Genomic DNA, 20,307 nt, shown 5'->3' on the forward strand with positions numbered 1-20,307 from the left:
GTACGGAGTCCGGAACCAGCCCGGAATCTCTGCTCAACCCATCCGGCTAGACTCGGGGACATGCCTTCAAACGACTCCGCAGCAGTTGACCACATCCAGGATCTCGGTGCGTATGTCTCGGCGTCGCCGTCGAGCTTCCACGCAGTGCACGAAGCGGGCCGCCGCTTGGACGCGGCCGGTTTCACCGGATTGGACGAGCGTCAGCCCTGGGAGGGCGGGGCGGGCAAGTTCTACATCATCCGCGACGGCGCGCTGATCGCCTGGGTGACCCCGGAGGACGCAGGACCCACCACGGCTTTCAACATCCTGGGCGCCCACACCGACTCGCCGTCGTTCAAATTGAAGCCCAAGCCCACCACGGGCAAATTCGGTTGGCTGCAAGCGGGTGTGGAGGTTTACGGCGGTCCGCTCCTTAATTCGTGGCTGGACCGCGAATTGCAGCTCGCCGGCCGCCTGGTGATGCGCGACGGCACCCAGCACCTCACCTCCACAGGACCCCTCCTGCGCTTTCCCCAGTTGGCAATCCACCTGGACCGGGGCGTCAACGACAACGGGCTTCACCTGTCGAAGCAGCAGCACATGAACCCGATCTTCGGCCAGGGTGATCCCGTTGGTGAGGATCTCTTGGGGCTGCTGGCGGAAGGCGTTGGAGGCGCCACGGTGGATGCTTCCGAAATCGGCGGATACGACGTCGTGGTGGCGGACACGCAGGCACCTGCGATTTTCGGGGCCAAGGGCGAGTTCTTCGCTTCAGGCCGCATGGACAACCTCTCCTCCACGCACGCGGGGCTGGTGGCATTGATAGCGCATGCTGCAACCTCCCCGAAGAACGGACCGATCGCTGTTCTTGCCGCGTTCGACCACGAGGAGATTGGCTCCAATTCCCGCTCCGGCGCCTGCGGTCCCATTCTCGAGGACGTTCTTGTGCGTATCTCCGATGGTTTAGGCGCTTCGGTGACGGAGCGGCGGCAGGCCGTGGCGGCGTCGTTCTGTGTTTCCGCAGATGCCGGCCACGCCGTTCACCCGAACTATTCCGAGAAGCACGACCCCGTGAACAAGCCGGTGCTCAACGGTGGTCCACTGCTTAAGATCAACGCCAACCAGCGGTACGCCACCGATGCCGCGGGAGCTGCGCTTTGGGCCAGGTTGTGCGCTGACGCAGAGATTCCTTACCAGGAATACGTTTCCAACAACGATCTTCCCTGCGGCTCAACCATCGGGCCCCTGACTGCGACGCGGTTGGGAATCCGGACTGTGGACGTCGGTGTCCCGCTGCTGTCCATGCACTCGGCGCGTGAGCTCTGCGGGGTCCAGGATCCGTATTACCTCGCATCGGTCACTGAGCTGTTTTTCCGGACCGCGGCGTAGCGAAAGCGTCAAACCCTCATTTCGGGCGTATTTCCATTGTTTTCGCAGGGAAACTTTAGTTTTCTGTGGCTATACATTTTGTGCAGCATTCCTTTTTCGTGACCATCAAAATGTCCAGATGCACAGGATTCTGACTTTCGAGGCTGGCTACTGTGGGTAAGTCATGTGGCCCGTGGCACACACTCGCGGCCAAACCCAAACCCCAAAGGACGGCGCCGATCCATGCACGCTGACCAACAGCTCTCAAAATCCTTGAAGCCCCGCCACCTTTCCATGATCGCCATTGCCGGCGTCATTGGAGCAGGACTGTTCGTTGGCTCCGGTGCTGCCATCCAGCAGGCCGGTCCCGGCATCCTTGTGGCCTATCTGGCCGCAGGCTTGGTGGTCATCCTCGTCATGCGCATGCTTGGTGAGATGGCTGCGGCCAACCCCGAAACCGGCTCGTTTTCCACATACGCTGACAAGGCCCTTGGCCGCTGGGCCGGGTTCAGTATTGGCTGGCTCTATGCCTGGTTCTGGATCATCGTCCTCGGCATCGAGGCCACGGCGGGCGCCGCCATCATGCACCGCTGGGTTCCCGGCGTCGACCAATGGATCTGGGCGCTTCTTCTCATGGTGCTCCTGACGCTGACCAACCTCGGTTCCGTAAAGTCCTACGGCGAGTTTGAGTTCTGGTTCGCCTCCGTGAAGGTTGCGGCGATCGTCATCTTCCTGCTCGCTGGAATCGCAGCCATTCTCGGACTGATACCGGGTGTCTCGGCTCCGGGCGTCGCCAACCTCCTGGACCAGGGCGGCTTCATGCCCAACGGTCCCGGTGCCGTGCTTGCGGGCATCCTCGTGGTGGTGTTCTCCTTCTTCGGGGCTGAAATCGCCACCATCGCTGCGGGCGAATCCGAGAACCCCGTGGATGCCGTCAAGAAGGCCGTGAAATCCACCGTTTGGCGCATCCTGATCTTCTACATCGGATCCATCGCAATTGTTGTGACCCTCCTGCCATGGAACGACGCATCGGTGGCAAAGAGCCCGTACGTAGCAGTCATTGAGCTGTACGGAATCCCGGGCGCGGGCACCATCATGGACATCGTGGTGCTCACCTCGGTGCTTTCCTGCCTGAATTCCGGGCTCTACACTGCAAGCCGCATGCTGTTCTCGCTATCCCAGCGCGGCGATGCGCCCAGGTCCTGGATGAAGATTTCCAAACGCGGGGTTCCGGCCGCAGCCGTGCTCGCTTCCACCGTAGTTGGGTTCGTGACCGTGGGCCTGAACTACGTCGCCCCGGACTACGTGTTCCTGTTCCTGGTGAACACTTCCGGTGCCATCGCATTGTTCGTATGGTTGGTCATCGCGAGCTCCCAGCTCATCCTGCGCAAGCGCATGGGTGCGGCGGCCAAGGAGCTTGACCTCAAGATGTGGTTCTTCCCGTACCTCACATGGATTGCCATCGGCGCCATCGTGGCCCTCATCATCGGAATGGTGATCATCGAGTCCACTCGTCAGTCGCTCTTCCTGTCCCTGGGCCTGGCTGTTGTTGTGGTGGCCATCGGAGTTCTCCGCTACCGCAACCGTGGCGCAATTCCGGCAGTGGCGACCAGTGCTGAAGCCGAGCGCCAGGACATCGGTTCCGGCCCGGCGTCGTAAGGATCCTTAAACAACGGGCCAGCCGCCGTCGGAGTTCGACGGCGGCTGCCCCGTTCCGCTTTTACCGCGGCTTGGCCTACTGGGCCAGGCCGATCACCAGATTGATCGTGACGGCCAGTACCACGGTGCCGAACAGGTACGAGAGCAGGCTGTGCTTCAGGGCCTCAGCCCGGATGCGATGGTTGCCCAGGTTGGTATCTGATACCTGGTAGGTCATGCCCAGGCTCGTCGCCAGATAGGCAAAGTCCGTGTATTGGGGCGGCCGTTCCTGGTTGAAGCTGATGCCGCCTACTTCTCCGCCGGCCTCTTCCGCGGGGCTGTAGTAGAGCTCGGCATAGCGCAGCGTGAAAAGCGTTTGCACCAGCATCCAGGACAGTGCGACGCACGTAAGCGCCAGCGCACCCGAGGACAGGCGCGATCCGTTGTCCTCGCTATGGGAGTTGACGATCACCGCCACTGCGGCAGCAATACTGGCCAGGTTCGCGATGAGGATCAGGAGGTCGGTGACGCCGCGTGAAGGGTCCTCGGAGGTTGCGTGCTGTTCCGTTTGGGCTGGATCCATCCTCGCGATCACCAACCAGACCCACGCTACATAAATCAGCGCGGCCGTCGCCCATCCCACCGCGGGTGCGTCAACCCAGCTCCCCGTCATCCCCGTGGCGAAGAAAGCGGTTGCACCTGCCACCAGCATGGCCACAAAGCGCAGCCTGCTGCGCCGGACCCTGGAGCTTTTCACTTGCCGGGCGCCGTTCACTGTTGTTCCGTCGAGGTTGAGTCGCGGGAGACCTTCTGCGCCTGGATGATGCCGTCCCGCACCCCGGCACGAACCACGAAGTACAGGGCGTAAAGGGCTATCGCGGCAAAAACAATGGTCAGGACCAGGTTGTTCAACGGTGTGGCATCCATGGCGCCACTCTAACGGGGACTCCCCATGGCGACAGGAATCCACGAAATGGCCATGTTCGTGTTACTGTCTTTGTCGCTGTCAAGGAGAAAAACGAAAGCGCTTCTCCTGATCACCTTGCGCGGGTGGCGGAATGGCAGACGCGCTAGCTTGAGGTGCTAGTCCTCGAAAGGGGGTGGGGGTTCAAGTCCCCCTCCGCGCACAGAGAACCCCCGGGAGATCAATGATCTTCCGGGGGTTTTGTCGTTTCCGGAGCCGGCGAAGGGTCAGGCTCCCGTCCGCGGCGCGAACATGATGACGCCGACGCCCACAATGCAGATCACGGCGCCTATGACGTCCCATCGGTCCGGACGGAAGCCGTCCACCAGCATTCCCCAGGCCAGGGAGCCGGCGATGAACACGCCGCCGTATGCAGCAAGTACCCGGCCGAAGTGCGCATCCGGCTGGAAGGCAGCGAAGAAGCCGTAGATTCCAAGCGCTACGATGCCCAGTCCGGCCCACCACCACGCCTTGCCTTCGCGGACGGCCTGCCAGATCAGCCAAGCACCGCCGATTTCGGCGACCGCGGCCAGGACAAAGAGTACGACGGACTTCAGGACGGTCATGGATCAAGTATTCACTGCCGGATTAAGCGCCACTGAGGAGGGTTATCCACATACGGCCGATCGCCTGTTTCGGGGGTGCGGAGGCTCGAATAGCTTTGAGTGCAGGAGATGCACTAAGATATTGAAGTCTGTGTTACGCCCTCCTTCCGAATCTTCGGCGGGGGAGCGCTGTACAGCATCGCAAATGAACCTCCTGTTACGGAAATACCGTAACCGCTTAGCCCAAAGGAGGTGGGTTCACATATGCGTCCTTACGAATTGATGGTAATCATCGACCCCGAGGTCGAAGAGCGTACCGTAGAGTCGTCGCTTCAGAAGTTCCTTAATGTCATCACCACCGATGGTGGAACCATCGAAAAGGTTGACATCTGGGGCCGTCGCCGCCTGGCATACGACATCAAGAAGAAGTCCGAAGGTATCTACGCCGTGGTGAACTTCACCGCTGCACCGGCTACCGCCAAGGAACTTGATCGCCAGCTGTCCCTCAACGAGACGATCATGCGCACCAAGATCATCCGCCCCGAAGACCAGAAGGTCGTTGCTGAGTAATCAGCCCCTTCCAGATCTTTAACCCGCAGGAACGAACAAGGAGGCAGTAGATGGCAGGCGAAACCACTATTACGGTCATTGGCAATCTGACCAATGACCCGGAGCTGCGGTTTACCCCGTCTGGCTCAGCAGTAGCGAACTTCACCATCGCTTCTACTCCCCGGACCTTTGACCGCCAGTCCAATGAATGGAAGGACGGGGAAACCCTGTTCCTCCGCGCATCGGTATGGCGCGAAGCAGCCGAGAACGTGGCCGAGTCCCTCACCAAGGGCATGCGCGTCATCGTTTCCGGCCGTTTGAAGAGCCGTTCCTACGAAACCAAAGAAGGCGAAAAGCGCACCGTAATCGAGCTTGAGGTCGACGAAATCGGCCCCAGCCTGCGTTACGCAAACGCCAAGGTCAACCGTACCCAGCGCTCCGGCGGTGGGCAGGGTGGCTTCGGCGGCGGTAACTCCGGTGGCTTTGGAGGTGGCGCTCCTGGTGGAAACCAGGGTGGCGGCAACTCCGGTGGAAGCTGGGGCGGCAACCAGCCCGCACAACAGCAGGATGACCCTTGGGCAACGCCCGGTGTCAGCAATGCTGGCGGCTGGGGCAACGGCCCGGATTCCGAACCTCCCTTCTAAACACCAAATAAAAGTCCGACGCCGGACGCTCGCCTCGACTGCCGCAAGGCACCTTGGCGATCACCGCCGTCGAACACCACCATCCCGTGGATCAATATCCACGGGCTCCATAGAAAAGGAGCTCCACGATGGCTAAGGCTGAACTCCGTAAGCCCAAACCAAAGTCCAACCCCTTGAAGGCCGCTGACATCACTGTCATCGACTACAAGGACGTAGCACTGCTGCGCAAGTTCATCTCCGACCGCGGAAAGATCCGCGCTCGTCGCGTTACTGGCGTTACCGTTCAGGAACAGCGCAAGATCGCCCAGGCAATCAAGAACGCCCGCGAAGTTGCTCTGCTGCCTTACTCCGGCGCTGGCCGCGGCTAAGGGAAGGGATTAACTAACATGGCAAAGCTCATTCTGACCCACGAAGTAACCGGTCTCGGTGCTGCTGGCGACGTTGTCGAGGTCAAGGACGGTTACGCACGTAACTTCCTGCTGCCCCGCGGTTTCGCCCTGACCTGGTCGAAGGGTGGCGAGAAGCAGGTTGAGTCCATCAAGGCTGCCCGCGCTGCTCGTGCCCACGCTTCTGTTGAAGCTGCTCAGGCACAGGCCCAGGCTCTTTCCTCCAAGAAGGTCAAGCTCGAGGTGAAGGCCGGCGAGTCCGGTCGTCTCTTCGGCACCGTCAAGCCGGCCGATGTCGCTGCTGCTGTTGAGGCCGCTGGCCTCGGCGCCATCGACAAGCGCAACGTTGAACTGCCGAACCACATCAAGTCTGTCGGTTCGTACCAGGCCAACGTTCGCCTGCACGAGGATGTTTCCGCTGTTATCGACCTCGAGGTCGTTGCCAGCAAGTAGTCTCTGACTGCAAGAAAGGCCCCTGCTACCGGTTTCCGGTGGCAGGGGCCTTTCCGTTAAGACCAACGCGGGGTCACTTATGGCCCATGTTGCCGCCAAACATGGGCCATAAGTGACCCCGCGTTGCTTTAAGAAGGTGGGGTGTGGAGCTCCGACATCACGTGTTGATAGCCTGTCCGGATCATTTCTGCCAGGACATCACGGTCCACGTCGTCCAGCTTGTTCACGTAGAGACAGGCTGCTCCGGTCTTGTGTTTACCCAGCTCCGGGAGAAGCCGATCCGCGTCTGGACCATACGTGAGTCCATACAGCGCCAGATTGGCCTTTCGCGGCGAAAATCCGACGGCGGCCGCATCACCCTCGCGGCCACTGGCGTACCTGTAGTGATAGCTCCCGAACCCAACAATCGTGGGACCCCACATGACGGGTTCCTGACCGGTGATCCCACGCATCATCTCCAGCAGTTCCAAGCCGTCAGAACGCCGGACGGGATGCTCCACTGTTGCCAGGAATTCGTCCACGGACATCGCGGTGGGCTGGGTCTTGTTCTCTGCCATGCTGGTAGTTTGGCAGACTACCGGCCACGCCAGCCAGCACCGGTGATAGCCTTCACCGGTGACCACAGAACCCATTCGCATCCGTCCTTTCCACCAAGTCGACGTTTTCTCGGATGCGAGCTACGGGGGAAATCCGCTGGCCGTGGTGGTGGACGCCGATGGCCTCAGTACCGAAACCATGCAGCACTTCGCCAACTGGACAAACCTCTCCGAGACCACGTTCCTCCTTCCGCCAACTGATCCCCGGGCCGACTACAGGGTGCGGATCTTCACGTGCAGCGAGGAGTTCCCGTTTGCGGGGCATCCCACGCTGGGATCGGCGCACACATGGCTGCAGGCCGGGGGAGTGCCGAAGGACGACGGCGTTGTGGTTCAGGAGTGCGGTGCTGGCCTGGTTAGGGTGAAGCACGACGTCGGCCGGTTGGCTTTCGCCGCTCCGCCCCTGACGCGCTTTGGCCCGGTTAGCGATGCTGTGCGCGCGCAACTCGCTGCCGGGCTGCGCCTTTCGGAGGAGGCCATTGTGGATGCGTCCTGGCTGGTCAATGGTCCGGAATGGATTGGAGTGCTCCTGGAGTCAGCGGATGAGGTGCTGGCCGTGGAGCCGGACCTGGCGGCCATGGGCACGTTGAAGGTTGGGGTGATCGGACCGCACGAGCCGGGCTCCGGCGTCGACTTCGAAGTCCGCACGTTCATTCCCGGTGATGCCATGGTGGAAGACCCCGTGACGGGCAGCTTCAACGCCGGAGCGGCGCAGTGGCTGATCGGTTCCGGACGGGCGCCCGACGAATATGTGGCCGCCCAGGGCACCGTCCTGGGCAGGGCTGGACGCATCCAGGTCACAGCGAAGGACGGCGAGATCTGGATCGGTGGTGCGTCGACCACATGCATCCAAGGCACGGTGCTTCTCTAGGCTTACGCCAGCGGTGTCACGCCCGTTTGGGCCTGGACAACACCGAAACCAGCACGATCCCCGCGCTGAACAGGGCCTGGACAATCCCGACGATCCCCGGCGTGTAGCCAAGATACAGCCCAACCAGCAGTGGAACCATCGCCAGGATAGTCACATCCAGGCCCCGCATCAGGGTTCCCAGCTGCGCGCGCGGCACGGGTCCGAAGGGAGTGTCCACCGGGGGAGCGGACCAGTCGGGGGCAGCTTTGGTGGCCGAGCGGAGCGTTCCCGCTCCCATGCCGACACCTGCCAGGGCACCAACGGCAATCAGGGCAGGATCAGATGCGCCCAGGAAAACCAGGAGCCCACTGAGCACAGCCATCCAAGCAGCCATCGCCAAGCACGGCATGAGGGTGCGACTGCCTCGGACGAGTGCCGGATGGAGGGGGAGCAGCGCATCGAGCTCGGGGACCAGGGCCGTTTTGCGGGCCACGCCTCCCATCCCGGACGCCGTGGCGCAGCCGGCTATAACGACGATGGCCAGCTGCGCGAACTCCGGGAGTCCACCTTCCACCAGCAGCATGGCGATGCAGGCGAGCATCCACAGCAGCGATGGGATCAAGGGAGGATTCAGCCGCAGGAACGCCACCACATCGGCGCGGATCAGCGCCCGAAGCGGTCCGCCCACAGGCTTGGCGAAGAAGCCCGCTGCCCTGCCGCCGTCGACCGTTTTCCGTCCGCCGCCCAACGCGCGCAGTACCTCGTTGGTGTCCATCATGAACAGGGACGCGCCAGTGTGACCGGCTACGGCCCCGCCACGGATCAGCTCTTCACCGCGCACCTCACCCGTGCGAGGCCCCGCAACGGCAAGAAGAACGACGGCGGCAAGCCCCGCCACCGCGGCCAGCCAGGGGGATGCAGGGACCGCAGGAAGGACCGCGCAGGCCAGCAGGGCTGTCATAGTCGCCGCCCTGCCTGCTCTGGGGCCGAGCATGTCCAGCTGTTGGAAGGCCGCCAACGTCACTGCGATGACCCCGGCTGCTCCGAAGGTGGCTGATGCAACGAGGTGCTCGGCGGCGGTGCGGTTAACGGCGGTGACCATGCTGAACGGCAGGTACACAACTGCAAGGCCGGCCCCGGTGAGTGCCACCTTGCGGAGAAATGGTGGCAGGACCATGGGTCGACGGTCGATGGGCAGGGACAGCCACCATGTGCTTTCCGGCCCACCCACCGTTATGGGTCCTAGTTTGCGGGCGAGGTTGGCTACCACCAGCAAGAACGCATACGTAACAGCGGACCACAGCACGGGTTCCGGAAGGATGAGCCACTGCGTTCCGATGATGCTGTTGCCTGTGGAGGCACGGCCGGCAATCTCGTTCCGCAGCGCCAGGACGAACGAGGCAGCGATGGTGAGCGAGACGGCGATGCCCAGGCCCCAGCTGTAGGCATCCACAAAGCGTTCGCCCCACGAAATCCGGCTGCGTTTGTACCGGCGGGCGGATCGACGGGTGAAACTGACGATCTCCGCGGCGAGGCGACGGTCCGGCGTCGGGCTTTCACGTGTCAGCATGTCAGGATCCGGCAATGATCGAAGCTCCCTGCTCCGGCTCCAACTCGCGGACTTCGTCGTCAATGACCAGACACGAGGACGCCGTGGCGAGCAACAGATCAGGATCGTGGGTGACCAGGAGCACGGCGCTGCCATTCCGGGCGTGCTCAGCGATCCGCTCACCCAGGGCCACACGCATCATGGGGTCGAGCCGCTGTTCCGGCTCGTCGAGGATCAGGAGCGACGACGGGCGGATAAGTCCCGCTGCAAGCAACAACCTGCGCCGTTGTCCGGAAGAGAGGGCGTCCGGGATTGCGTGGGATCTTCCCTGCAGGCCGAAGAACTCCAGTTCCTCCTCCACCCGACCCTCGGGGTCAGCCAAGGAATGTCCGCGGGCAACGAGGAGCAAATGTTCCCGGACGGTCAGCGAGGGAAAGAAAAGGTCGTCGTCGAAGACCGCGGACACCTGGCGCCGGAACGGCACTGCGTCGGGATCGATGAGGAGGCCGTGGACCTTCACTTCGCCGGCCAGGGACGACTGGCGTCCTGCGATGGTCCGGGCTACGGTCGACTTTCCGGCGCCGTTGACGCCGACGATTCCCAAGATCTGTCCGGCCCCCACGGTGGCCGACACTTCTCCGCACACTGGAGCGCCGGCGTATCCCACAAGAAGGCCTTCGGCTTCAAGTACTGTCCCCATGGTGCAACCCTACCGGCGCGCCTGGACACTTAGAGGACGGGTGCACTCAGAGGAGCGAACGGGCTTCGAGGTCTTCCATGGCCCAACCGAGGATCCTCAGGTCGAAGGGATCGCGTTCCAGGATCCCGAACAGGTACGCATCGAAATCCCAAAGCTTGGCATTTCCACCATTGGCCCAGTACCAAGCCCATAGATCATCGAGCGCGACCTCATGCTCAAGGACGAGTGTTCGTGCTGCCTGACGTGAGTCCATGGGTTTCCCGGCCGCTGCCGCAGCACCACACCGCGCGCAGCTGATTGATGTAGGTTCACTTCCCGGAACCTGTTTTCATGGTTTCACGTTCGGTGTATATCCGAAACCCCTTCAGGTTGCGAATACTATGGGAACTTCCGAGGGAAACAGCCGCCTGAATAAGGGACCTCGCAATGAATCAGGAGTACATCGTGGATTCTGCCCGGACCTTTGAGTCGATCGTCATCATCTTCAACCCCAACAGCACAGGGGATGCGCCGGAGCTGGCGCAGCAACTCCATCTCAAGCTGAAGGAACTGCTCACGTACCAGCCGGAGATCATCCTCCAGCCCACCGAGCATGCAGGCCACGCCGTGGACCTGGCGCGGGAGGCTGCGGCGAAGGGCGGGGATGTCCTGGTGGTTTCAGTCAGTGGCGATGGTGGCTACAACGAGGTGGTCAATGGAGTCATGCAGGCCGGGAACCCACGGGCCGTGTGTGCTGTCCGGGCGGCGGGCAACGCCAACGATCACAGCAGGATCATCGCCACCAAACCGTTGGAAGAGGCAATTGCGGAGGGCCTTGTCCACAACATCGACCTCCTCCGCATCCATACCGGCCAAGCAGAGCATGAACCCCTTGAATACGCCCATTCCTACATCGGGTTCGGCTTGACGCCCGTGGTTGCCACCGAACTTGAGAAGGGCAGCAAAGGTGCCCTGAAGGAAATGGTCACCGTGATCCAGACCTTCTCCAAGTTCGAGCCGTTTGCCGTTCGCCTTGCTGATGGAAAGCGCCACAAGTTCGACAGCCTTGTGTTTGCCAACATCCCCGAGATGGCCAAGTACGCCACCCTCAGCGAGGCAGCCGACCACCCCTCCGACGGGAAGTTCGAAGTCATTATCTTCCCGCACATGCCCAAGTGGCGGGTCCTTTTGACGGCGCTCAAAGCCACCACCCAGGGTTTGGGTGACCAGCCGAGCGTGAGCAGTTACGAATTCACCACCCTCAAGCCGCTGCCCTACCAGATGGATGGTGAGGTGAAGAGCGTGGAGGCCAACGTCAAGGTCCGGGTTGAGTGCGCTCCGGGGGCCCTGGCAACTCTCGGCTAGGCGCGAGTTTACCCGGCTGGGGAGCAAGCGGCTGTCACGAAGTCGTAGATGCGGCCGCGAAGATCGTTTGACGCCGGCACCTTTATCAAGCCTTGCCGTTCTCCCAGCTTGATCCGGAGGGGGAGGAGCGTGCCGACTTTGTCCTCGGCGACGGCATGCGGGTCGCAGCGGGCAGGCCGGATGGTAAGGCGCAGCTCCTGTCTTTCCCTACCCACAGTGACATTCCTGGGCCACCGATCGCTGGGGGATTGGGCCAGCAAAGTGGTCTCATCGATCGACTCCAGGATAAGGCTTTCTGCCGCCCCACCCTGCCCTGCCGGAGTGATGACCAAACGCACGACGGCGGTCTGCCCGTCCGGTGCCACCTCGAGTCCGGGGTCCAGGGCCATGGTGGCGACGGCGGCGGCTTCAGTCGCGATGCAAAGCTCCGCTGCGTTTCTGGTCAGTACTCCGAAGGGATCAGCGGCGTCAGTGGTTTCTTCCGAGGCTTCCTTGCCGGGTTCGGCGTACTCCACGGTGGCGCTGGCCCCTTCCGTGGAAGCGGCCTGTGACGTCCCGCAGACCGCGGCGGGGAGTGGCGTAGGCACACTCTTCGGTTGCCCGGGCGGCAGCTCGAGGCCGTCGCCGGGTCTCTGCCAGAGGATGTCCCCTTCGAAGAGGGACGAATGGAGCCGGGCTGCGGTCACTGTCAGGGTGTTGTTCGTGGTGTTGGTGAATTGGAGTTGGATGGCCTGTTTCCCGTATTGGTCCCGGGATTGGTTGACCTCTACGGTGATGGGCGCGGCGCCTTCCGACGACTGTTTCACGGAACCCGACGATGGCTGCATGGAGGGGACGCTGGAATCGCACGCGGAAACGGCAGGCAGCATCGCGGCGAGGGCAACAAGCCCGGCGAGGAATCGCGACCTTCGGCACGCCATGCGATCAGTGTAGGTGCCCCTGCGGCGCGGGTACGATGTCGCTCACGAACGTCCATCAACTCCGCCCATGACGGGGAGGCCAGTCAGCCATCATCGTGATGTCGAGCCACCACTGGCCATCAAACACTAAGCATGCTTATGTTAACGTCTACGGCCTGATCAATAAGCGCGCAGAAAGGTTTCACATGTCCACTGTGACCCAGCTGTTCAACGCCCCTGCCGCAGATGTTTGGAAAGTCATTCAGGAAGGCTGGCTGTACTCAGGCTGGGTGGTGGGCGCCTCAAGGATCCGATCCGTCGACGACCATTGGCCGGCGGAGGGGTCCCGGCTTCACCATTCCGTGGGGTCCTGGCCGTTCCTCATCGACGACAGCAGCCGCGTCACCGCCGTCGAATCCGGGCGCAGGCTGGAGCTTCTCGCGAGGGGGTGGCCCTTGGGCGAAGCCAAGGTCCTCATCACATTGGAAGACCTTGGCGACTCCCAATGCAGGGTTTCCATCGCCGAAGACGCCGTTCGTGGCCCCGGGAAGCTCGTGCCCAGGAAACTGCGCGATCCCCTCATTGCCGTTCGCAACCGCGAAACCCTCAGACGGTTGGAACTCATGGCATTGGGCGGGGCTGGCAGGCGCAGCTAGGAGCGCATTACCCAATCAAATGCCCCGGCCTTGGACCGCGCACCCTGGGCTGCCTTGGAGCGGTTTGGCTCGCCGAGTTCTGCCAGCAAATTCTCCGAAAGCAGCACCAGCTCGCCAAAGACTTCCGGGGTCAGCCAGTTCGGGCGGGTCGCGAACAGGATGTCCTCGCTGGAGGTGTTGCCGCTGGCGCCGGGGGCAAAGGGGCATCCACCGAGGCCACCCAGGGCGCCATCCACCATGGCAGCGCCAGCCTGGATGGCGGCCAAGGTATTGGCCACACCCAAACCCCACGTGTCATGGCCGTGATAGACGATCCTGCGCGCGGGGGACTCGTCCTTCACCCGGCTGATCAGGGCCGAAACCTGCGTGGGAACCGCTTGCCCCAAGGTGTCGCAGATGACGATGTCTGAAGTGCCCTCGGCGCGTGGATCATTGGCAATCGCAAGGACGCGTTCTTCGGGAACATAGCCTTCAAATGGGCAGGTGAAGGAGGTGGCGATGCACAGTTGGATGCGGCCGTTTACCTCGCGTGCGTACTCCACCGCCTCGGGCAATGAGGCGAGGCTCTCATCAGTGGTCCGGCCGATGTTGGCCTTGTTGTGCGAATCCGAGGCAGACAGGCAGTACTGGAAATTCCGCGCGCCGGCTGCCGCAGCCTTCGCAACATGTCCGGGTGTTGCTACCCAAATCCAGCACTTTTCGAGCTCTTCGGGCGTCAGCGCCTGCACCACTTCCAAGGTGTTGGCCATGGTGGGGACGAGGTCCGGGCGGGCCATGGAGCCAAGCTCGATGGCAGGCACACCCAGCCGCAGCAACTCGCGCACTGTCTGGATCTTCTGTTCCGTCGGCAGGAGCTTGCCCGTCAACTGGAGGCCGTCGCGGAGCGTGACGTCACGCAAAATGGCACTGCCCAAAGTTGTGGCCAAGGGGCCTTCAAAGTGGTTCATGGCTTGACCGCTTCCTCGCGGCCGGAAGCTGCATCGATTTCGTCGGTCGTCATTCCAAGGAGGCCGCCAAGGATCTCGTGGGTGTCTTCACCGAGGTCCGGCCCGAGGTTGCGGATGGGCAGGGATTGCCCGCCAATGACGGGAACCACGCCCGGGAAGCCAACTCCGGGGAGGGTTTCCTCGCCGGTGGAAACATCAAATTTCTGGATCATGTTCCTGGCCGCATATTGGCTGTCACCACTGATGTCCGCGGCGGTATAGATGGGTCCCGCGGGAACACCGGCGGCTTCCAATGCCTCCAGCGCTTCGGCGGCCGGCAGGGTAGCGGTCCATTCACCGATCGCGTGGTCCAGCTCCTCCCGCTGGGCCCAGCGTCCGGCATTGGTCTGCAAACCAGGGTGTTCGGCAAGATCCGGACGGCCGATGGTCTGCATGTACCGCTGGAAGATCGAATCGCCATTTCCCGCCACCACGATGCTGGCGCCGTCCTTGCATAAATAGGCGTTGGAGGGGGCGATTCCCTCCATCCGCCCACCCACGCGCTGACGGTCCACGCCATACGCCTGGTAATCCGGAATCAGCGATTCCATCATGGAAAACATTGCTTCGTGCAGGGCGACGTCGATCACGCGTTCGGTGAGCGGAACAGCGCCGGCTGCGTCCCGGCGTCGTGCTTCACGCTGGTAGAGGCCCATCACTGAGCCGAAGGCGGCGTACAGGCCCGCGATCGAGTCTCCGATGGAGACGCCCACCCGAACCGGCGCGCGGTCGGGATCGCCCACCAGGTTGCGGAAACCTCCGTAGGCCTCGGCGACGGCGGCGAAACCGGGCCGCCCGGATAACGGCCCCGTCTGCCCGAAAGCCGAGATTCGCGTGACGACCAGGTCCGGGTTGGCCTGATTGAGGACCTCCGGGCCGAGCCCCCACTTCTCCAAAGTGCCGGGGCGGAAATTCTCCAGAAGGATGTCGGAGGTGGCAGCCAGCTTCAGGACCGCCTGCTTGCCGGCTTCCGTGCGGAGGTCGAGGACGACTGACTTCTTGTTGCGATTAAGGGTGCGGTACAGCATGGAGGTGGTGCCCTTGTGCAGCCGCCAGTTCCGCACTTCGTCGCCGGTTCCGGGCCGCTCCACCTTGATGACTTCGGCGCCAAAGTCGGCGAGCAGCCGCCCGGCCGTCGGAGCTGCAATGTAATTGCCGAGTTCGAGGACCCGGACCCCTGCCAGCGGGGCGATGTCTTGCTGTGTCATGGTCCTCTTCCATCCGGCAATGCCTTTTTTGCAAACCTAGACTAGGCCCATGAGATACGCCATCCGTCACGCGGTTGATACGGACGTTCCCGGCATTGTGACCGTGGAGAGCGCTGCGGGGCGTGTATCGGCGGCGCGGGCGGACGCCTTCGCGGAACGTATCGGAGCCGCGATCGCCGATCCGGGCCGGCTGGTCCTGGTGGCCGAACGGTGGAATGGATCTGGGGCCGGGCAGATTCGGCGTGGTACGTCGTGAACGCCCGCAATCATGCTTCGCTTGCCTTGCACCGAAGGTGGGGTTTCGAGGAGGTTGCGCGCGGCTCTGCTTTCCACGCAGTAACGTTCGACGGCGGCGAGTGAGTCCTGCTCATGGCGGCGCGGCCGCCGGCCTGACCCCGGGCAACGCCCCAGCGCCTTAGCATGGGTCCAGGGATGCGCCGACCGGGGGAGTGTGCAATGGGGCTGTTGGATTCGATTCAAGCCAGTGCAGGAAAAGCCGAGCCAGCTCAGGCGCGAACGCCTTCCAAGGTTCCACGGAAGCGCTCCTCACGTTTACGCAAGCTCGAACTGGCCATCCTGTTGGCTTTGATCGTGGCCGTGGCCCTTTCCGCCACGCCTTGGCCGTCGGCATTGTTGATCCGCAGCGTTTTTGAACGGGGCGCCCAGTCCACCATCGACGAGATGACGCCCTACGTTCCCGATACGCCGCTCCAAAGCCAAATGGGAGTGGTGTACAAATCCGGCTCCACTTTTGATGTTTTCAGCCCCCAAGGGACGGCTGCACCACTTCCGACCGTCGTATGGATTCACGGTGGCGCCTGGATCTCCGGGGCGCAACGGGACGTGAACCCGTATCTCCAGATAATCGCCGGCCAGGGCTACACAACCATCGGCATGAGCTACCCGATTGCACCCGAGGCCACGTACCCCACGGCCGTGCGGGACATCAATGAGGCTTTGGCTTACATCAAGGTACACGCTGCCGAGCTGAACGTGGACACCAGCCGCATCGTGCTCGCCGGGGATTCCGCAGGAGCCCAGCTGGCCAGCCAGATGACTACGCTCACCGTCAACCCGGAGTACGCCAATCTGATGGGCATCCAACCGGCCCTCCGGAAATCGGAGCTTGCAGCCACCATTTTGCATTGCGGTGTCTACGATCTTCGGGCCATGGCGGACCTGAGTGGCCTGGTTGCCTGGGGTTTCAAGACTTCCCTCTGGGCCTACACGGGCACCAAGGACTGGTCCGCCACCTATGCTGGGGCCACAATGTCCACCATCGACTTTGTCACCGCGGACTTCCCTCCCACGTTTATCAGTGGCGGTAATGGCGACGGACTCACTTGGTTGCAGTCGGTGCCCTACAGCAACAGGCTCAAGGACGCCGGCGTGCCCGTAGAGGAGCTGTTCTGGCCCGCAAACCATCAGCCCGAGCTGCCCCACGAATACCAGTTCCACCTGAATTTCGGCGAGGCGCAGGAGGCGCGGGACAAGACGTTTGAGTTCCTTGCCTCACATACGGGCAAAGTATCTCCATGATGGAACTATTATTGGAGAATGACTTCCGACCCTGAGGGCGCCTCAGCTTCCGGCACGCGTACGCCACTTCTCTACTGGGCTTCGGTCGTATGCGCCGCGGCCCTCATCCTGGCTCCAGCGTGGATGCTCCTGGGCAACCCCGCAGTACTTGGCGGCCATCCGCTGCTGCCAGCGCTCCTGGCGGTCGCCGTCGTCGTCGGAATCCTTTGGGCGGTACGGCTGTGGCGACGCCGCCACGCGACGCTGCGGCGTTCCACACTTCGGGCGATTGGCGCTTGGTTCGGCAGGGTAGTAGCCCTGGCGCTGGTCGCGGTGCTCGTTTGGTTGAACCCCTTCGCGTACCAACCGCCCGAAGCCCGCGCCTACGTGGACATCCTCAAGCCGGCAGCCGATGCCGGGTTCCTGGTAGTCATCCTTAAGGAACCGCTGAACCTTAGCTTGCTGGACGGAAACCAGGCCGGTGGCGCTATTGCTGCCCATCCTGACGTCGCCATCTGGGCCGTTGGAGGGCACTCGCTGGGTGGCGTGAGTGCGAGTTCCTTCGCGCTCGGCAACTCCGACGTGGACGGCCTGCTCCTCTATGCCTCCTACCCCCTGGATTCCCTGCGGGAGCGTGCGGGGCTGAAGGTGGTGTCCATTTCGGGGACCAAGGACGGCCTGAGTACGCCCGCGAAGATCGACGCCTCCCGGGAATTGCTGCCGGATGATGCCACGTATGTTGCGGTTCAGGGCGGAAACCATGCGTTTTTCGGGAGCTACGGCCCCCAGCCCGGGGACGGTTCGCCTGAAGTCGGTCGGGAGGTGGCGCAGGCGGAGATTTCCGATGCCACGGTTGGGTTCCTGCGACAGCTCCAGGAGCGGTAACCCCGGCGGGAATACTTTCGGGGACGCCCCTGTTCATGGATATAGATGCAAATGCATGTAAGCTGGATGAACGAACAACAGGAGAATGCCATGGAAACCCGCCGCATCACCGTACTTTCCGCAGGACTCGGCGTCCCGTCGTCGAGCCGGCTGTTGGCCGACCAGCTGGCCGCTTCCGCCGAGCGGCAGCTGCGCGGTGGCGGCTTTGAGGTGAGTATCGACGTCGTCGAACTGCGCGACCTCGCCGTGGATATCGCCAACAACTTCGTCACCGGCTACGCCGCCCCCCGCCTGGCTGAGGTAATTGCCGGCGTCGAGGATTCCGACGCCATCATCGCTGTCAGCCCGGTCTTCAGTGCCTCGTACAGCGGACTCTTCAAGTCGTTCATCGACGTCCTTGACCCCAAGTCGCTGGACGGCAAAGCCGTGCTGCTGGGCGCCACCGGCGGCACCGACCGCCACCAGATGGTGCTCGACTTCGCCATGCGCCCGCTGTTCACCTACCTGCGCACCAGGATTGCGGCCACCGGCGTCTTCGCCGGTCCCCAGGACTGGGGAAACACCGACGACGGCGGCTCCCCTCTCTCGTCGCGGGTGGACCGGGCAGCGGCTGAACTCGTGCAACTGCTCAGCGGCCCCCAGCCGCACCGCAAGAACGACGCGCTGGAATCGCTGCCCTTCGAGCAGCTCCTCGCCGGAATCTCGTCAGGCAGGTAGGCCGAACTTTTCGCCGGGTCCGCTCGTTGGGGCAAGCATGAAGTGTCCTGTGGATTCCATTGACCTGGTGATGAGCGAACGAAGCGGCGTGGAGATCGATTACTGCCCGCAATGCAGGGGTGTCTGGTTGGATCGCGGGGAGCTGGACAAGATCATCGACCGCGTGGCGGCAGAAACGGGTCCGGGTCTGTCCCGGCCCGTCGCCGCTCCGGCGCAGCCGCCCATCGCGCCGCCGCCGCTGTACAACCCTTTTGAGTCCCGTCCGCAGGAACCGCGGTATGACGACCGTGATCGCCGGGATTATGATCGCCGCGACTTTGATCGACGGGATAATGACCGCCGTGGCTACGACCGACGGGATGATCGTGACCAGTACGGCCGCAAGCGCAAAAAGAAGGAAGGCTTCCTGGGCGACCTCTTTGACTTCTAGCTAGTCGTCCAGAAGCTCAATGAATTCACGGGCCTGCTTGATGTTGATGTCGGAGTGGCGGGTCAGGGCCAGTGCCGCACCTTCCACATCCCCACTTTTGGCCAACGTCCGGATCCGTCCATAGATTTCGTCGTTGAGCATGTTGCTGCTGACTTCGCGGGTCACATCGCCCTTGCTGACGATTGCCCTGTACCGATAGGGGAATCGCTCGGGCTCATCGTCATCATCGGCCAGCAGGTCCTTGGCCGGCGCTTCCGGGGTGAAGGGCTGCGGGTGCGCTGCCAGTGCACCCACGGCGTTGCGTGATGCCCGCAGGCCTTCGCCTGTGGCCTGCAGATAGAGCTTGATGGCTGCCATGCCCTGGCCCTGCGCGATCAGCGAGTACAGCTGACGGTGTTGCTCCTGGTTGAGCTTGGCCGCCGATTCCTTCGCCAGTTCCAGCGGATCCGTCGGGGAGTTTGCAGCGTCCGTGCTCGCCTTCGTTTCAGCGGAGCGTTTGGTGAAGGAATGAATGAGCAGGAGTACTCCCGCAACCACCGCAATGAGGATCAGGAGCGGGATGAGGATGGAATCCATGGCGTTGTCAGAGCCGATCTACGTAGTTCTTGGCGGTAAGCAAATCTGAGTGGGTGGCTTGGCGAAGAACTTTGATGGCCTCAATCTTTTTTCCGCTACGGACCAGGTTTTGCAGCTCGAAGGCGAGTTGCGGGTTTAGCTGGCCGTTGGGAAGGACTGCCGGCTGATGGCCTGGCTGGCCGGCGGCCTGTGAGCGTGCTGCCTGGGCCTGGACTGCCGTGCGGTTCTGTTGCGTTTGCTGGCTATGTTGGGCTTCGTTCTGGCTGGGCTTGGTGGTGGCCTCAATGCGGGCACGGAGAGCCAGCGCTTCCTGAACCTGGGAAGCCTGGTGCGCGGCGGAGCGGGCCGCGAGTTCGCGTTGGTATCGCTCGGCGTCCGACACTCCTGTATCCCGCGGTTTAAAGGCCGCGTTCAGCGCCCACAGCAGGCCCAGGAGGACGAGAAGCGGAAGGGCAATCGTCAACACGTCACCAAAGTTCATCCCCATGCTTAGAGCTTATGCCAGAAGTGCGTTATCCACAGCACATTCCACGGCGGGCATAGGCTTCTGAGAGGATAGTGTCAAATTAAGGGCCGGAATGTTAGACCCATCACATTTGAGGCATGTTTATGGTGCTTTTCCCCACTCTTGGGGCTGCGTCATCCTTGGTGGCTGTGGATGATTTCCCGCCAAAACTTTCTTTAGTCCACACCTTGTGGCAAACGTTTTCGCAGGTCAGAGCATTAATTCCGGTAAAAGAATTTCTCTATCCACAGAGTAACGCACAGTCTGTGCACAACGTGGGGATGGTATTCCACAGCTTATCCACAGGGGCCCACCGGCACCTGCTGTAACGTGTCTGAAGTGTCCATTTTGGGCACTGACAA

26 protein-coding genes and 1 tRNA gene are annotated in these 20,307 nt (G+C 62.4%); 15 read left to right on the forward strand and 12 right to left on the reverse strand.

Annotated features, from left to right (window positions below; genetic code table 11):
* Positions 1–60 precede the first annotated feature (60 nt).
* A complete protein-coding gene (locus tag PJL15_RS03855) occupies positions 61–1,368 on the forward strand; it encodes a M18 family aminopeptidase (protein WP_281449895.1) in 1,308 nt (435 codons plus the stop codon).
* A 222-nt stretch (positions 1,369–1,590) separates the two neighbouring features.
* Positions 1,591–3,006 carry an amino acid permease gene (locus tag PJL15_RS03860; protein WP_281449896.1) on the forward strand — a complete coding sequence of 472 codons (1,416 nt, stop codon included), beginning with the start codon at positions 1,591–1,593 and terminating at the stop codon, positions 3,004–3,006.
* 76 nt (positions 3,007–3,082) lie between these two features.
* On the opposite strand, the gene PJL15_RS03865 is transcribed toward PJL15_RS03860, so the two are convergent.
* Together PJL15_RS03865 and PJL15_RS03870 are read right to left on the reverse strand one after the other, a co-directional pair.
* Positions 3,083–3,742 carry a DUF1345 domain-containing protein gene (locus tag PJL15_RS03865; RefSeq protein WP_281449897.1) on the reverse strand — a complete coding sequence of 220 codons (660 nt, stop codon included), beginning with the start codon at positions 3,740–3,742 and terminating at the stop codon, positions 3,083–3,085.
* Between the two features lie 14 nt (positions 3,743–3,756).
* Positions 3,757–3,912: a hypothetical protein gene (locus PJL15_RS03870; protein WP_281449898.1), complete on the reverse strand. Its 156-nt coding sequence runs from the start codon at positions 3,910–3,912 to the stop codon at positions 3,757–3,759.
* A gap of 117 nt (positions 3,913–4,029) precedes the next feature.
* Here PJL15_RS03870 and PJL15_RS03875 point away from each other — a divergent pair.
* Positions 4,030–4,112: transfer RNA gene (locus PJL15_RS03875), tRNA-Leu, on the forward strand.
* A gap of 64 nt (positions 4,113–4,176) precedes the next feature.
* On the opposite strand, the gene PJL15_RS03880 is transcribed toward PJL15_RS03875, so the two are convergent.
* Positions 4,177–4,515, reverse strand: a complete 339-nt coding sequence (locus PJL15_RS03880; protein ID WP_281449899.1) for a YnfA family protein — start codon at positions 4,513–4,515, stop codon at positions 4,177–4,179.
* Between the two features lie 243 nt (positions 4,516–4,758).
* Here PJL15_RS03880 and rpsF point away from each other — a divergent pair, with 243 nt between their 5' ends.
* From rpsF to rplI, 4 genes are all read left to right on the forward strand, one after another.
* Positions 4,759–5,064 carry a 30S ribosomal protein S6 gene (gene rpsF, locus PJL15_RS03885; protein WP_011776755.1) on the forward strand — a complete coding sequence of 102 codons (306 nt, stop codon included), beginning with the start codon at positions 4,759–4,761 and terminating at the stop codon, positions 5,062–5,064.
* A gap of 50 nt (positions 5,065–5,114) precedes the next feature.
* Positions 5,115–5,687: a single-stranded DNA-binding protein gene (locus tag PJL15_RS03890; RefSeq protein WP_018778530.1), complete on the forward strand. Its 573-nt coding sequence runs from the start codon at positions 5,115–5,117 to the stop codon at positions 5,685–5,687.
* 128 nt (positions 5,688–5,815) lie between these two features.
* Positions 5,816–6,055, forward strand: coding sequence for a 30S ribosomal protein S18 (rpsR, locus tag PJL15_RS03895; RefSeq protein ID WP_003800144.1), 240 nt, complete (start codon positions 5,816–5,818; stop codon positions 6,053–6,055).
* A gap of 18 nt (positions 6,056–6,073) precedes the next feature.
* Complete coding sequence (gene rplI, locus PJL15_RS03900) at positions 6,074–6,526, forward strand: 50S ribosomal protein L9 (RefSeq protein WP_018778531.1); 453 nt, start codon at positions 6,074–6,076, stop codon at positions 6,524–6,526.
* 128 nt (positions 6,527–6,654) lie between these two features.
* Here the strand turns inward: rplI and PJL15_RS03905 are convergent, their stop codons facing one another.
* Positions 6,655–7,083, reverse strand: a complete 429-nt coding sequence (locus PJL15_RS03905) for a DUF1801 domain-containing protein (protein WP_281449900.1) — start codon at positions 7,081–7,083, stop codon at positions 6,655–6,657.
* Positions 7,084–7,141: 58 nt separating this feature from the next.
* Between PJL15_RS03905 and PJL15_RS03910 the strand changes: the two genes are divergently transcribed.
* Positions 7,142–7,993 (forward strand): PhzF family phenazine biosynthesis protein, encoded by an 852-nt coding sequence (locus PJL15_RS03910; RefSeq protein WP_281449901.1) that lies wholly within the window; start codon positions 7,142–7,144, stop codon positions 7,991–7,993.
* A gap of 16 nt (positions 7,994–8,009) precedes the next feature.
* Here PJL15_RS03910 and PJL15_RS03915 read toward each other — a convergent pair whose 3' ends face one another.
* The 3 genes from PJL15_RS03915 to PJL15_RS03925 are packed head-to-tail and all read right to left on the reverse strand — an operon-like array spanning position 8,010 to position 10,474.
* Positions 8,010–9,542, reverse strand: a complete 1,533-nt coding sequence (locus PJL15_RS03915; RefSeq protein ID WP_281449902.1) for a DUF6297 family protein — start codon at positions 9,540–9,542, stop codon at positions 8,010–8,012.
* A gap of 1 nt (position 9,543) precedes the next feature.
* Complete coding sequence (locus PJL15_RS03920) at positions 9,544–10,221, reverse strand: ABC transporter ATP-binding protein (protein WP_281449903.1); 678 nt, start codon at positions 10,219–10,221, stop codon at positions 9,544–9,546.
* A gap of 46 nt (positions 10,222–10,267) precedes the next feature.
* Entirely contained in the window at positions 10,268–10,474 is a 207-nt protein-coding gene (locus tag PJL15_RS03925; RefSeq protein ID WP_281449904.1) for a hypothetical protein, read from the reverse strand.
* A 173-nt stretch (positions 10,475–10,647) separates the two neighbouring features.
* On the opposite strand from PJL15_RS03925, the gene PJL15_RS03930 reads away from it, so the two are divergent.
* Positions 10,648–11,565: a diacylglycerol/lipid kinase family protein gene (locus PJL15_RS03930; RefSeq protein WP_281449905.1), complete on the forward strand. Its 918-nt coding sequence runs from the start codon at positions 10,648–10,650 to the stop codon at positions 11,563–11,565.
* 8 nt (positions 11,566–11,573) lie between these two features.
* Here the strand turns inward: PJL15_RS03930 and PJL15_RS03935 are convergent, their stop codons facing one another.
* Positions 11,574–12,485: a hypothetical protein gene (locus tag PJL15_RS03935; RefSeq protein ID WP_281449906.1), complete on the reverse strand. Its 912-nt coding sequence runs from the start codon at positions 12,483–12,485 to the stop codon at positions 11,574–11,576.
* 185 nt (positions 12,486–12,670) lie between these two features.
* Here PJL15_RS03935 and PJL15_RS03940 point away from each other — a divergent pair, with 185 nt between their 5' ends.
* Positions 12,671–13,120 (forward strand): SRPBCC family protein, encoded by a 450-nt coding sequence (locus PJL15_RS03940; RefSeq protein ID WP_281449907.1) that lies wholly within the window; start codon positions 12,671–12,673, stop codon positions 13,118–13,120.
* Here the strand turns inward: PJL15_RS03940 and PJL15_RS03945 are convergent.
* Together PJL15_RS03945 and PJL15_RS03950 are read right to left on the reverse strand one after the other, a co-directional pair.
* The gene (locus tag PJL15_RS03945) at positions 13,117–14,067 is read right to left on the reverse strand and encodes a hydroxymethylglutaryl-CoA lyase (RefSeq protein WP_281449908.1); all 951 of its coding nucleotides are present in this window, start codon (positions 14,065–14,067) and stop codon (positions 13,117–13,119) included. The genes PJL15_RS03940 and PJL15_RS03945 overlap by 4 nt on opposite strands.
* Positions 14,064–15,314 carry a CaiB/BaiF CoA transferase family protein gene (locus PJL15_RS03950; protein ID WP_281449909.1) on the reverse strand — a complete coding sequence of 417 codons (1,251 nt, stop codon included), beginning with the start codon at positions 15,312–15,314 and terminating at the stop codon, positions 14,064–14,066. The genes PJL15_RS03945 and PJL15_RS03950 overlap by 4 nt, the downstream gene beginning before the upstream one ends.
* A 49-nt stretch (positions 15,315–15,363) precedes the next feature.
* Here PJL15_RS03950 and PJL15_RS03955 point away from each other — a divergent pair, with 49 nt between their 5' ends.
* The 5 genes from PJL15_RS03955 (at position 15,364) to PJL15_RS03975 (ending at position 18,864) form a co-directional block, all read left to right on the forward strand.
* The gene (locus PJL15_RS03955) at positions 15,364–15,570 is read left to right on the forward strand and encodes a hypothetical protein (RefSeq protein ID WP_281449910.1); all 207 of its coding nucleotides are present in this window, start codon (positions 15,364–15,366) and stop codon (positions 15,568–15,570) included.
* A gap of 200 nt (positions 15,571–15,770) precedes the next feature.
* The gene (locus PJL15_RS03960; protein ID WP_281449911.1) at positions 15,771–16,853 is read left to right on the forward strand and encodes an alpha/beta hydrolase; all 1,083 of its coding nucleotides are present in this window, start codon (positions 15,771–15,773) and stop codon (positions 16,851–16,853) included.
* An 18-nt stretch (positions 16,854–16,871) separates the two neighbouring features.
* Positions 16,872–17,717 carry an alpha/beta hydrolase gene (locus tag PJL15_RS03965; protein ID WP_281449912.1) on the forward strand — a complete coding sequence of 282 codons (846 nt, stop codon included), beginning with the start codon at positions 16,872–16,874 and terminating at the stop codon, positions 17,715–17,717.
* 90 nt (positions 17,718–17,807) lie between these two features.
* On the forward strand, positions 17,808–18,434 hold the full coding sequence (locus PJL15_RS03970) for an FMN reductase (protein ID WP_281450017.1): 627 nt from the start codon (positions 17,808–17,810) through the stop codon (positions 18,432–18,434).
* Between the two features lie 49 nt (positions 18,435–18,483).
* Complete coding sequence (locus tag PJL15_RS03975) at positions 18,484–18,864, forward strand: zf-TFIIB domain-containing protein (protein WP_281449913.1); 381 nt, start codon at positions 18,484–18,486, stop codon at positions 18,862–18,864.
* On the opposite strand, the gene PJL15_RS03980 is transcribed toward PJL15_RS03975, so the two are convergent.
* Together PJL15_RS03980 and PJL15_RS03985 are read right to left on the reverse strand one after the other, a co-directional pair.
* The gene (locus PJL15_RS03980) at positions 18,865–19,440 is read right to left on the reverse strand and encodes a hypothetical protein (protein ID WP_281449914.1); all 576 of its coding nucleotides are present in this window, start codon (positions 19,438–19,440) and stop codon (positions 18,865–18,867) included.
* Positions 19,441–19,447: 7 nt separating this feature from the next.
* Positions 19,448–19,921, reverse strand: a complete 474-nt coding sequence (locus PJL15_RS03985) for a hypothetical protein (protein WP_281450018.1) — start codon at positions 19,919–19,921, stop codon at positions 19,448–19,450.
* Positions 19,922–20,307 lie beyond the last annotated feature (386 nt).

The organism is Paenarthrobacter nitroguajacolicus (assembly GCF_029952445.1).
In the GTDB taxonomy this organism is placed as follows: Bacteria; Actinomycetota; Actinomycetes; order Actinomycetales; family Micrococcaceae; genus Arthrobacter; species Arthrobacter nitroguajacolicus_B.